The following is a 12709-nucleotide window of genomic DNA, read 5'->3' on the forward strand; positions in this document are numbered from 1 at the left end:
GCCGTGCCGGGAGAGCTCAGGCCCCGCCGCGCAGGAAGCGGCGCAGCTTCGTCAGCGGCCATGCGTTGATGACGTCGTCCTTGGTGAGCCAGCCGCGCTGGGCGGTGCCGACGCCGTAGCGCATGTAGGGCAGGTGCGTGGTGGAGTGCGCGTCGGAGTCGACCGCGAACTTCACCCCGTACCGCTTGGCGCGCAGGATCTCCTCGTCGCAGAGATCGAGCCGTTCCGGGTGTGAGTTGATCTCCAGGGCGGTGCCCGTTCGGGCGCAGGCTTCGAATACGGCGTCGAAGTCGGCGTCGATGCCCGGCCGTTTGCCGAGCAGCCGGGTGGTGGGGTGGCCGATGATGGCGACGTGCGGGTTCTCGCAGGCGCGCAGCAGCCGCCGGGTCAGCTCACGGCGGTTCTGGTTGAAGTGCGAGTGGACCGAGGCCACGCACAGGTCGAACCCGGCCAGGAACGCGTCGGGCCAGTCCACTTCGCCCTCCGGCCCGATGTTGAGTTCGGTGCCGTGCAGCAGCCGCATCCCATGGTGCTTCCGGTCGAGTTCCCGTACGCGCTCGCGCTGCGCGAGCATCTTTTCGTCGGTCATCCGCTGCATGGCGAGGTTGGGGGCGTGGTCGGTGATCGCGAAGTAGGCGTAGCCGAGATCCGCGGCGGCGGCGATCATGTCCTCCAGCGGGGCGAGTCCGTCGGTGAGGTCGGTGTGGGTGTGGAGGTCGCCCCGGATGTCGCGGTCGGTCAGCAGCTCGGGGAGTTCGTCGCGCAGTCCGGCCGCGATCTCGCCGCGGTCCTCGCGCAGGGGCGGCGGGATCCAGGGCAGGCCGAGCCGGGCGTAGATGTCCTCCTCGTTCGCCGAGGTGATCTTCTTCCCGCTCTTGGCGTGGAAGAGCCCGTACTCGGAGAGCTTGAGCTTGTGGCGCACCGCGATCTCGCGGGTGCGGATGTTGTGGGCCTTGGAGCCGGTGAAGTACTGGAGCCCCGCTCCCCATGAGTCGGGCGGCAGGACCCTCAGGTCGACCTGGAGTCCCTTGGTGGTCCGGACCGAGGTCTTCTTCTCCCCGCGGGCGATGACCTCGGCCGTGTGCGGAAGGTGGCCGAAGGCCTCCATGAAGGGTGCCGACCGCTCGGCGGCCACCAGGATGTCGATGTCCCCGATGGTCTCCTTCATACGGCGCAGCGACCCCGCATAGGTGCACCCTGAGCAGCCGGTGACCGCGGACAGCTCGGCGACGATCCGTTCGGCGACGTCCATCGCGGCGTTGATGAGGATGCGGCCGCTCCGGCCGGCCTTCTGCATGAGTTCGATGCCGTGGAGGACGTTCTCCTCGGTCTTCTCGCCGAATCCGCGCAGGTCACGCAGTCGCTCCTGGTGGATGGCGTCGAGCAGCTGGTCCACCGAGGAGATGTCCAGTTCCTCGTAGAGGACCATCGCCTTCTTGGGGCCGAGCGTGGGGATGGTGATCAGCTCGCGCACCCCTGCCGGAATGGAGGCCCTGGCCTCCTCGATGGTGGAGACCTGACCGGTCCGGAGGTACTCGACGACCTTCTCGGCGATCGACTTCCCCACGTTGGGGATCTCCTTCAGCCCCTTGATGTCGAGCTTCGAGACGTCGGCGGGGAAGCCTCCGATCGCACGGGCTGCCTTCTCGTAGGCGCGCGCCTTGAAGGCGTCACCGCCGGTGATCGTGACGAGGTCGGCGTACTCCTCGAGCAGCGCCTCGACCTCCTCGTTGGCCCTGGTCATATCCGCCGGGTGCCCCGAGGGCCGACTGCCACGCATGGGCGATGCCCGCCGAAACGTCCGCTTAACGAACATGACTTTTCGGGCAACGGACGATTTCTGGCCAACTCTTGACGCGCCCCTGTCATAAGGCCCGCGCCAATGCCACTCTTCCCCCGATCCGCGTGCACCGTGCTCCGCCAGCTCACTTCGCTCCGCCAGCTCTGTTTGCTCTGCCCGGCCGCACACCCAGCAGCCGGTACCCCCCTCGCAAAAGGAGTCTGCGTGAGATCCACGCCAAACCGTCGCGCCACCGCGACGGGTGCTCTGATCGCCGCCGCCGCCATGCTCGCCGTGGGCATGCAGACCGGTTCCGCCGGAGCCGACCCCGGCGGCACATCCGCCCCCAAGGCGCAGGCCGCGGGCAAGGCCGACCCCGGCGCCCTGCCCAAGAACCTCTCCCCCGCCCAGCGTGCGGAGCTGATCCGCGAAGCGACCGCGACCACGGCCGCCACCGCGAAGGAACTCGGCCTCGGGCCCCAGGAGAAGCTCGTCGTCCGGGACGTCGTCCAGGACCGCGACGGCACCACGCACACCCGTTACGAACGCACCTACGCGAGCCTGCCGGTCCTCGGCGGCGACCTCGTGGTCGCGCAGAGCGCGGCCGGCGCCACCGAGTCCGTCACCAAGGCGTCGAGGGCCGCCCTGAAGAATGTCGACACCAGCGCCGACGTCGCTCCGGCCACGGCCGAGAAGCAGGCGGTGAGCGCGGCCAAGGCGGAGGGGTCCGCCAGGACGAAGGCCGACCGCGGGCCGCGCAAGGTGATCTGGCTGGCCGACGGCAAGCCGACGCTCGCGTACGAGACGGTCGTCGGCGGGCTCCAGCACGATGGCACGCCCAACGAGCTGCACGTGATCACCGACGCCACCACGGGCGAGAAGCTCTTCGAGCGCCAGGCCGTCCACAACGGCACGGGCAACACCCAGTACAGCGGCCAGGTCACGCTCGGCACCGCGCCGTCGTACACGCTGACCGACACCGGGCGCGGCAACCACAAGACGTACAACCTCAACCGGGGTACGTCCGGCACCGGCACACTGTTCTCGGGCCCCGACGACATCTGGGGCGACGGCACCCCGCAGAACGCCGAGACCGCCGGCGCCGACGCACACTACGGTGCGGCCCTCACCTGGGACTACCTCAAGAACGTGTACGGCCGCTCGGGCATACGCGGCGACGGCGTCGGCGCGTACTCCCGTGTGCACTACGGCAACGCGTATGTGAACGCGTTCTGGTCGGACTCCTGCTTCTGCATGACCTACGGGGACGGCGCGAACAACACCAAGCCGCTGACGTCGATCGACGTGGCCGCGCACGAGATGACGCACGGCCTCACGTCCAACACGGCGGGCCTGGTCTACAGCGGCGAGTCGGGCGGCCTCAACGAGGCGACCTCCGACATCTTCGCCGCGGCCGTGGAGTTCTACGCCAACAACTCCCAGGACGTCGGCGACTACCTCGTCGGCGAGAAGATCGACATCCGCGGCAACGGCACCCCGCTGCGCTACATGGACAAGCCGAGCAAGGACGGCTCCTCCAAGGACTACTGGTACTCCGGCATCGGCAACATCGACGTCCACTACTCCTCGGGACCGGCCAACCACTGGTTCTACCTGCTCTCCGAGGGCAGCGGCGCCAAGACCGTCAACGGCGTGAACTACGACTCGCCGACCTCCGACGGCCTGCCCGTGACCGGCATCGGCCGCGAGAAGGCAGCGCTGATCTGGTTCAAGGCGCTCACCACGAAGTTCAGCTCCCGCACGGACTACGCGGGGGCCCGCACCGGCACCATCGCCGTGGCGACGGAGCTGTACGGAGCGAGCAGCGCCGAGGTCAAGTCGGTCACCGACGCCTGGGCAGGCATCAACGTCGGCTCTCGTCCCGGCGGGGACCCGGGCGAGCCGGGCACCGTCTTTGAGAACACCGCCGATGTGTCCATCCCGGACTCCCCGGGCGCGGCGGTGACCTCCTCCATCAACGTCACGGGCCGCACGGGCAACGCGCCCCCGACCCTCAAGGTCGGCGTGGACATCATCCACACCTGGCGCGGTGACCTGGTCATCGACCTGCTGGCCCCGGACGGGACCGCGTACCGCCTGAAGAACTCGAGCGGCTCGGACTCGGCGGACAACGTCCAGACCACGTACACGGTCAACGCCTCCAGCGAGGTGGCGAACGGCACCTGGAAGCTGCGGGTGCAGGACGTGGCGCGCTACGACACGGGCCACATCAACAGCTGGAAGCTCAGCTTCTGAGCCGGTGTCACACCGCTGTCCCACTGCCGCCCGGGGTGCACCGCGCCCCGGGCGGCTCCGCCGTAGGGCGGATGATCAGGTGCTGCCGGCGGACGACGGGGCCTCCGGCGATTGCGGTGCACGAGGCGGGCTGCAGGGCCGACGGACCGCGTGACGTCAACCAAGGGTTGACGATCCATCGAGCGTCAACCTAAGGTTGTCGCATGACCGATCCTATCCGTCTGACCCATCCCGTACGGCTCGACGATCTGATCGAAGCCATCAAGAAGGCCCACTCCCAGCCCCTCGACCAGCTGTCCGACGCGGTCATCGCGGCGGACCACCTCGGCGACATCGCCGACCACCTCATCGGCCACTTCGTCGACCAGGCCCGCCGCTCCGGCGCCTCGTGGACGGAGATCGGCACGTCCATGGGCGTCACCAAGCAGGCCGCCCAGAAGCGCTTCGTGACCAAGGAGTCCGACCGGCCGCTCGACCTGGACCCGAGCCAGGGCTTCAGCCGGTTCACCCCGCGGGCCAGGAACGTCATCACGGCGGCCGCCAACGAAGCCCGTGAGGCCCGCAACACGCACGTCGGCGCCGAGCACCTCACGCTCGGTCTGCTCGCCGAGCCCGAGGGTCTCGCCGCCAAGGCGCTCACCGCGCAGGGCGCCGGCGCCGACCGGGTCCGCGCGTCGGTGACGGCGGCGCTGCCCCCGGCCGCCGATGACCTCCCCGAGGTCGCGCCGTACGACGCCCGGGCCCGCAAGATCCTGGAGCTCACCTTCCGCGAGGCCCTGCGGCTGGGCCACAACTACATCGGCACCGAGCACATCCTGCTGGCCCTGCTGGAGGCGGAGGACGGCACCGGCCCGCTCTCGGCGCTCGGCATCGACAAGGGCGCTACCGAGCGGCAGGTGTCGGAGGCACTCGCCGCCATCGTCGCGGCCCCGCAGAGGGAGTCGTAGCCCGCGGGCACACCACGCCAAGAGGTACGAGTCGACGCCCGCTCACCGGCTCTTCACGGGCGGCCGCGTCGAAGGTGGCCGTCACGGACGTGGACAACGAGGAGGACCGCCCCCGGTGATGCTGGGGGCGGTCCTCCCGTCGCAGTGCGTTCGCCCGGTATCCGGGCCGGTGGGATCAGCGGGCGGTGCCGCCGTCCGCCGGACCCGGGCCGAGGCACGCCGTCAGTGTGTCGACGACGGCCTGGCGGAACGGCCCCTCCTCAGGGGCGACCACAGTGATCATCTGCAGCCCTGAGCCGATGAGGGAGATCTCGTACGGCTCGTAGCCGAACCCCGTGCGGACATAGGGATCCTCGAGGGCCATGGCCTTCAGGGAACGCCAGCCCGCCGGCTCGTACGCCAGGGAGAACGGTCCCTCCTGCCGGGAGTCGAGCACATAGCCCGAGTCGTCCCAGCCCGCCACCATCTCCTCGTCACGGGCGACGAGGACATGGCCCGAGAGCTCGCCGAGCCGCATCGCGCCGGGCACCCACGGCAAGAACGCGTCGGCGTCCTCGCCTCCCGCGGCGACCCTGAGCTGCGGCCACCGCGCGGACCAGCGGTCGAGGAACCGCTCGATCGCCGCCGGTACGGGCCCGCAGGCCACGAGGACCGTGTCACCGCCTGTGATCATGGCGCCTTCCATCCAGTAGTGGGGCCGAAGTACCTGACCCTCGCTCTGGCCACGGTAACGCCCTGCGGAATCGAGAAGATGAACTTGCCCCGGTCGCCGCGCAGCGGCACGAGCGCGCTCTGCGGGACCTGGAGCTCCATCACGTACTGCGACTTCTCGTTCGTGATGCCCAGCTTCTTGAACGCACCCGGAGCCGTGAGGTCCGCGGGACTGCGCGTGGTGAAGAACGGGCCCGCGCCGTTCTTGGAGTCACCTGGCTTGATCTTGTACGGGTTGCCCGCCCTGATGCCGTTGTAGCCGGACTTGTTGGTGTAGTGGTACACCGTGACCAGGCAGTTGTGGACCAGGAGCGGCGTGTCGCCGGCGTTGACGTAGTAGGAGTGGATGCCGTCGATCGTGAGGTCGTGCGTCCGCTGCCGCTGTTGGAAGTAGCGGGTACCGACCACCGTGACCTGGTCCTCGGAAGGCGTGCTCAGCTGCATGCCCGGCAGGAGCTCACCGGCGTCGATCCACCGCCCCTCGGAGGCCACCCAGAACGGGTGGGTCACCGTCGAGATCAGTGCGGAGGAGCTGCCCCCGGCCGCGCTGCGCACGGTGAGGTCGACGAAGTCCTTGTCCGACTCGGTGACGATGGTGCCGACGACGTCGCGTGTGGTCTCCCGGCCCGTTGCAGGGTCGGTGGCCGTCACCTTGTCGCCCAGGACCACGTCCTCGATCGGCTTGCTGCTGCCGTCGGCCAGCAGGACGGTCGTGCCCGGGAGGAAGCTGTGTGCCTCGCATTCCTCCTCGTCGTCGTCCTTCTTTTTCTTTTTCCTCGCCTTCGCCTTCTCATTCGCCTTCTTGAGCTTGTCCTCCGCCTTGTCGAGCTTGTCCTCAGCCTTCTCCAGCTTGGTGATCGCCCGGTACAGGTCGGGCACGAGGTCGAGGGCCTTCGCGATCCGCTTCGCCTTGAAGAGGCCCTTGAGGACCGCTCCGCCGACGAAGTTCAGGGCGATCTCACCCGCGGCCTTGAGGCACTTGCCGACCGTGGGGTTCGACGCGCAGTCTTGCAGGGCGTTGACGCCGACGATGTCCTTGATCTCCTCGATGATCGCGTCGGCGACCTTCGTCACACCGGCGTCCGCGGCCTTGACGTTGGACTTGGCGGTGTTCACCTCCTCCTGTGCCTCCTCGACCTCCTTGTCGTCGTCCTCAAAGACGTCGGGGAGGCCGCCGCAGAAGGCACCCATGCAGAACAGGAGTCCACTGGGGTCGGACAGGGTGACCGGCGAGTTGTTCGCGTAGGCGTACGCGTTCATCTGCTGCGGGTTGAGGAAGTCGATCACCGGGTCGGGCGAGATGAACTTGCCGAGCACGGGATCGTATTCGCGGGCGCCCACATTGGTCAGCCCGGTGGTCTCGTCGATCGTGCCACCGACGAAGCCCTTGTCACCGGGCCAGGCCCCTTGCTCCGGCTGAATCCCGCGGGGGTTGCCGTAGGGGTCGGAGCGGCGTGTCGTCACGGTGCCGGTGACCGCGTCGATCGCCAGCTGTCCGGTGTCGTGGTGGTCAGAGGCCAGGAAAGAGACCCTGTTGTCGTCCGTCCGCACGGCGACGGTCTGGTCCGCGTACGTGTAGTAGCGGGTCGCCTCGGCCTTGGTCGCCCCCGTCGGCAGGTGCAGCTCCATGCCGGGGAGGTAGACGGTCGTGCCCGTGGCGTCCTTGCGCTGGACCCGCGATCCGTCCGCGTCGTAGAGGTAGGTCGTCGTGGACGCCTCGTTGCGGTCCGTGGTCGTCGGGTCGTCGGGCGAGGCGAACTTCGTCAGCCTCCCGGTGCTGTCCCAGCCGAGAGTGTGGGTGTTGCCGCCGTCGGTACGCGTGTCCATACGGCCCGCGTCGTCGTAGCCGTAGGTCGTCGCGCGGTCGCCGGTGGGCGTCTTGGACACGACCTTGGTCACCGCGTGCGGCCCCGCGCCGTTCTCACCGTAGGTGAAGGTCCGGGTAACGGCCTTGGCGGGATCCAGCCCGATGTCGTGGGTGATGTCCTGCGTGCGGTTGCCGATGTCGTCTGTGCTGAAGGACTTCCAGTACGGGGCGGGGCCGCCCAGCGCGCTGCTGCCGGGGTCCGCGGCACAGGCCGTCGGAACGGATCCCTGGACGGGAGCGGTCGTCGCCTCGGTGCCCGATCCCTTGGACGTGGTGGTGTCGGCGACGGGGGTCCATGCCTCTGACAGGCGCCGGTTCCCGTCGTAGCGGAAGCACTGCACGTCCGGCTGCGCCGGCACCGCCGTGTCCGCGATCGACAGGACGTTGCCCGCCTGGTCGTAGGAGTAGTTGGCCTCCTTGGCCGGGCCCGTGGTCGATCCGATGACGTCCACGACGGAGCGGGTGAGACGCTTCGTGCCCGTCTCGTACTCGAAGGTCTGCGCCGTCTTCTTGCCGCCCGTGCTCATCTCCATCTGCAGGAGCTGGCTGGTGGGCGACCAGATTGAGTTGGTCACGTAGGTCGTGCTGCCCGTCATCGAGACGGGCCGCTGCATCTCGTCGTAGTTGTACGCCAGCACCTCGGCGGACAGACTTCCCGCGGCCGGCAGACCCGAACTCTGCGGGGTGCCGTCCCGGTTGTACGCCGCGGTGAAGGTGTACGTGCCGGCCAGCGCACCCTGGGAAGCGGGCACGATGTAGGCGGTCTTGGTCGGCCGGTAGAAGTCGTCCGCGGTCTGGACGACCGACGCGAAGTACTCGGTCGCGCTGGTGTAGCGCAGCGACGCGTACGGCTGGCCGAGCATTCCGGTGCGGTCGTAGCGCTGCTCGGTGAGCTTCTTCCCGTCGGCGACGGCGCCGTCGTAGGTGATCGTCGTACGACCGATGGCGTCGTACGTCGTCGAGACGGTCTCCTTGGTGACCTCGTGCGTGGTGGAGGTCATCCGGTCCGCCGTGTCGTATGCCATGGTGACCGCGCCGGCGTCGGGGTCGACCGTGCGGATCTTGCGGCCCCGCTGGTCGTACTCGGCCGTCCAGGTGTTGCCCTGGGAGTCGGTCACCTTCTCCAGCCCGCCGGCCGGCGTGTAGCCGTACGTCGTCGAGGAGTACACGCCCGGCCCCGACAGTACGGGAACGTTCCCGGCGTACTGGCGCAGTTCGGTCAGCCTGCCCTCCGCATCCGTGATGGACGTGGAGGCCAGCCCGCCCTTGGGGGCCGTGACGTGGGTCCGGTCACCGTCGTACCTCGTGGTGGTGCGCCACTGCTCCACGCCGGAGACGGCGAACACCTCGGCCGTCGTGCGGCCCATGTCGTCGTACTCGTAGCGCGTCTGCGCGCCGACCTCGCCGTTGTGCACGACGAGCAGCTGGTCGGAGGGTGCACCCGTCGCGGTGTACGTCTCGTACGACGTCTTCAGGTTGCCGCGGCTGTCGTAGAACGTGTCCGCCATGAGGCGGGTACCGCCCGGCCCTTCGGCCTGCTTCTGACGCACGCGTATGAGGCTGTCGTACAGGGTGTACTCGACCCCGTAGGATCCGCCGTTCTCGATCTTCTCCGTCTTGATCGCGAGTGGTGCGTCCTTGCGCACCAGGTAAGAGTGCTTGGAGCTGGGCGTCTGCGTGGCCTTCACCCGGTCCTGGAGCCACACCGAGGTCACCCGGCCGAGGCCGTCGAAGGCCAGGTCCGTGCGCTTGCCGTTCGGGTCGGTCTGTCCCCGGCTCTGACCCCAGGCGGGAGCGACGTCGGTGATCACGGCGTGGTTGAGGGCGTTGGTGCCCTTGACGGAGGTCGTCAGACCGTTCGTCTCGGTGTACGTGGTCGTGGTCTTGCCCGTGCCGGGCGTCGTGGTGGTCAGGATCCGCCCGAACGAGTCGTACGTGTTGCTGCTCATCTCCTGGTACGTCGCGGTCGTGCCGTTGTGCGAGGCGAGCCGCTCCGTGGAGCTGACGAGGCCCCGGGTGGGGGCCGCGCCGTGGGCCAGGCCGTCGTAGAAGGTCCGGTCGTCGACGATCACCTGCTTGGACCGGTCGGGCGTGACCGAGCAGCCGACCGAGACCTTCTCGACCCGCTTGACCAGGCTGAGGAAGTTGGCGGTTCCCGTGGTGTTGTCGGCGTACCAGGTGCGGGTGCAGCTGTCGTCCTTCGCGGCCTCCGCCTGCTCCGCCAGAAGCGCGGTGGCGGGCACGACCCGACCGAGGTCCTCGACCTGGGTGACGCGGCCCGTGCCGGTCGCCGTGTCGTAGCTCGTACGGGTCTTCGTCTCGCGCCAGCCGCCCGAGGCGAGAGCCGTGAAGCCGTGGGTGGTGTCCGGCTTGACCAGTGTCGCGCGGGTGGTCCCCCAGTCCTTGGTCTGGGTGGCCGTGTGGTGCTTCCAGGGCTTGGTGATCACCTTGGCGGCGACCGTGCCGCTGTTGTACGTCTGCGCCTCGAGCTCGAAGCCGACGTAGTCCTCGTCGTCGGGGTACGAGGCCCCGGTCGAGTCGGTGACCGCCACCGAACGCGTACCGCCGCCCGGCATCTTGTCGCCGTTCAGGCCCTGGAAGTACGTGTAGTCGACGCGGGTCCGCTGTACGTCCTCCGAACCGCTGGTGACCTTGACCTTGCGGTATCCCTGCCAGTCGCCCCAGGTGAGGAACTTGTCCGGGGTGATGCCGTCGGGCTTGGAGTGGCGCCAGCCGGCCTCGCCCTCGTAGGCGTAGCGCGTGACCATCCTGTCGCCGCCGCCGGTGCGGTCGGTCTCGGCGATCTCGGCGACGACGTACTTGTGGAACCAGTCGTCGATCGGCTCGATGTAGCCGGGCGCCGCCCACTTCACGGGGTAGCAGCGCTTGACCGACTCACCCGGCTTCGGCAGGGCGCTCGCCGAGCACTCCGCGGGGGCGAAGTTGACGTCCAGCTGCGCGCCGGTCTCGCTCACGACGGTGACCAGCCGGAAGCGGTGGAAGGGGGCGATGTTGTCCCCTACGGCGTCGACACGGTTGGCGTACTGCATGCCGTACAGGTCGAGCGAGGGAAGAGCGGCCGCGGTGCCGACCCGGCCCTCGTGGCCGATCTTCGACAGCCACAGCGACTTGGAGTCGTCGCCGTTGTCGAGGAAGAGGTGCGTGAACGTCCAGGCGTCCACGTCCTGGTAGGTCGTGGCATCCTTGCGCATCTGCGTGACGACGGCCGTGAGCCGCTTGGTGGTGAAGAAGGTCGGCGCGATCTGGTCGCTGCCGCACTTCGTCGCGGCCTTGCACTCCCGGTCGACCGGGGTGTCGGGCCAGCGTGCGGCGTTGGCCACGGTGCGCTTGGTCTCCGCGCAGTCGAAGGCCGCGTCGGGCAGACAGCGTTCGGCGACCTCGAAGGTCACCCTGGCCGGCGCCTTGCCGGCGTAGACGGAACCGTCGCGCTGGCCGTAGTCGATCCGCTTCAGGTAGCCGCCGCGGTCGTAGGCCGTGCCGTTGACGTCCGTCTTGGCGTTCAGGGCGTAGTGGTTGACCTCCTTCGCGTAGAAGTGGGACATCACATTGCCGTGCCGGTCCTTGACGTAGTCGAGGTTCCAGCGCCAGGCCTGCTTGCAGTGGGCGCTGGTGAAGGTGGCGTTGTAGCAGGGCTCGCCGGAGTCGTCACCGAAGACGGGGGCGGTCCAGACGGACGCGGTCTCCTCGTTGCCCGACGCCCAGCCCGGCGGCCGGTTCAGTCCGAACCAGTACTCCGTACCGTCGGCCGTGGTGATCTTCCAGTGCTCGCCATCGTTGTCGCCGTTCGTGGCGCCGGTCAGCTTCTCGACCTTGGAACCGTCGGAGTTCGACAGCTTCCACTTGCCGGTCGCGTCGTCCTTGATGATCTGGGACGCGCTGCCCTTGAGCATGATCGTGGCGTTGTCGAACGCCCAGCACTGCTCGGCCGAGCCGTCCCTCCCGTCATCGGCACAGGACTTGTAGCTGCGCTCGATGTAGTCGGGCTCGTAACCGAAGCCCTCGCCGATCCAGGAGCCCTGGTTGTTCGTGGCGGAGGTGCGGCCGTCGACGGCCTGCGAGCTGTACGAGAGCCCCACGGTGGGGGTCAGTCCGCCCGGCGTGGGGACGGCGCGCATGGGGTACGACCAGGAGAACCCGCCCGTCGACTGCGCGACGCTCCAGCTCGCGGAGGGCGCCAGTGGTGTGGCTCCGTACGTTCCCTGCGACGACGAGGTGCCCGCGGAGAGTGCCACCAGCGACGTGCCCTGCACGGCCATCGTCGATGTGCCGCCCGGCTCGGCGGCGGACGCCGTGACCTCGGCCGTGGCCGTGTTGGTCACCGGGTCGTTCACGGTCCGCAGCGGTTTGCCCGGCGTGGGACACGCCTTGCTGCCCGGCTCCGCGACCGCGGCACAGGCGGGCAGCTGGACCAGGCGGAGCCGTGCGCCGTACGAGCCGCCGTAGGCCTCTTCGAACGCCGAGTAGTCCACGGACAGACGGACCTTGGCATCCTTCGTGGCGTCGTCGGCGCGCTGGACGCGCAGCACCGCGCCGGCGCCGAGGTCCGCGGCCCGCTGCGCGGGCAGGACGTCGACCCTGACGGCGGACGGTCCCGGCGTCGCCTTGCCGGCCGGGGCGCTGCCCCGCTTGGCCGTCCGCGCGGCCACCGGCGTGACCGCGACCGGCAGGCCGCCGACCTTCACCTCCGCCGCGGACCCGGCGACGGCGACCTTCGCGCTGCCGCCGGCCGGCCAGGTCGCCTTGTCCAGCCGCTTGACGGCGGCCTTCCGCGCCGGATCGGACGGCCGGGGCTGCGGCGTGGCACCGCGGCCCTTCACCGGGTCGCCGAAGTCCTGGACGTCGGGCCGGCCACGGCCCTTGTCCTCGATCGGCAGGGCCTGGACCGAACCACCGGTCAAGGCGATGGTCACTCCCAGAGCGGTCGCTGCGAGCAACCGTCCGGGTACGCGCCGGTTCAGCAACCGGCCACGAAATGGCATCACGTGTCTCCGCACGTAGAAAGGGACGGAATCAGAGAACGGGCGGGGGGGGGGGGGGGGGGGGGGGGGGGGGGCCCCCCCCCCCCCCCCCCGCCCGGGGGGCCCCCCCCCCCGGGGGGGGGTGGGCGGGGGGGGCGGGGGGTGTGGG

The 12709-nt window shown here is 69.3% G+C and carries 5 protein-coding genes; 2 read left to right on the plus strand and 3 right to left on the minus strand.

Annotated elements, in window-relative coordinates; translation table 11 throughout:
* Positions 1–16: 16 nt before the first annotated feature.
* A complete protein-coding gene (gene polX / locus ACH5AF_RS11165) occupies positions 17–1744 on the minus strand; it encodes a DNA polymerase/3'-5' exonuclease PolX (protein WP_398901275.1) in 1728 nt (575 codons plus the stop codon).
* A gap of 261 nt (positions 1745–2005) precedes the next feature.
* Here polX and ACH5AF_RS11170 point away from each other — a divergent pair, with 261 nt between their 5' ends.
* Positions 2006–4036 carry a M4 family metallopeptidase gene (locus ACH5AF_RS11170; RefSeq protein ID WP_398901276.1) on the plus strand — a complete coding sequence of 677 codons (2031 nt, stop codon included), beginning with the start codon at positions 2006–2008 and terminating at the stop codon, positions 4034–4036.
* Between the two features lie 203 nt (positions 4037–4239).
* Positions 4240–4983, plus strand: a complete 744-nt coding sequence (locus ACH5AF_RS11175; RefSeq protein WP_398901277.1) for a Clp protease N-terminal domain-containing protein — start codon at positions 4240–4242, stop codon at positions 4981–4983.
* Positions 4984–5158: 175 nt separating this feature from the next.
* Here ACH5AF_RS11175 and ACH5AF_RS11180 read toward each other — a convergent pair whose 3' ends face one another.
* A complete protein-coding gene (locus ACH5AF_RS11180) occupies positions 5159–5656 on the minus strand; it encodes a hypothetical protein (protein WP_398901278.1) in 498 nt (165 codons plus the stop codon).
* On the minus strand, positions 5653–12492 hold the full coding sequence (locus ACH5AF_RS11185; protein ID WP_398901279.1) for an RHS repeat-associated core domain-containing protein: 6840 nt from the start codon (positions 12490–12492) through the stop codon (positions 5653–5655). The genes ACH5AF_RS11180 and ACH5AF_RS11185 overlap by 4 nt, the downstream gene beginning before the upstream one ends.
* Positions 12493–12709 lie beyond the last annotated feature (217 nt).

Source organism: Streptomyces sp. NPDC018833 (assembly GCF_044390825.1).
In the GTDB taxonomy this organism is placed as follows: Bacteria; Actinomycetota; Actinomycetes; order Streptomycetales; family Streptomycetaceae; genus Streptomyces.

Excerpts from the sequence above, each read along its gene's own strand:
- polX (WP_398901275.1), bottom strand. The coding sequence starts at position 1,744 with ATGACCAGGGCCAACGAGGAGGTCGAGGCGCTGCTCGAGGAGTACGCC.
- ACH5AF_RS11175 (WP_398901277.1), top strand. The coding sequence starts at position 4,240 with ATGACCGATCCTATCCGTCTGACCCATCCCGTACGGCTCGACGATCTG.
- ACH5AF_RS11180 (WP_398901278.1), bottom strand. The coding sequence starts at position 5,656 with ATGATCACAGGCGGTGACACGGTCCTCGTGGCCTGCGGGCCCGTACCG.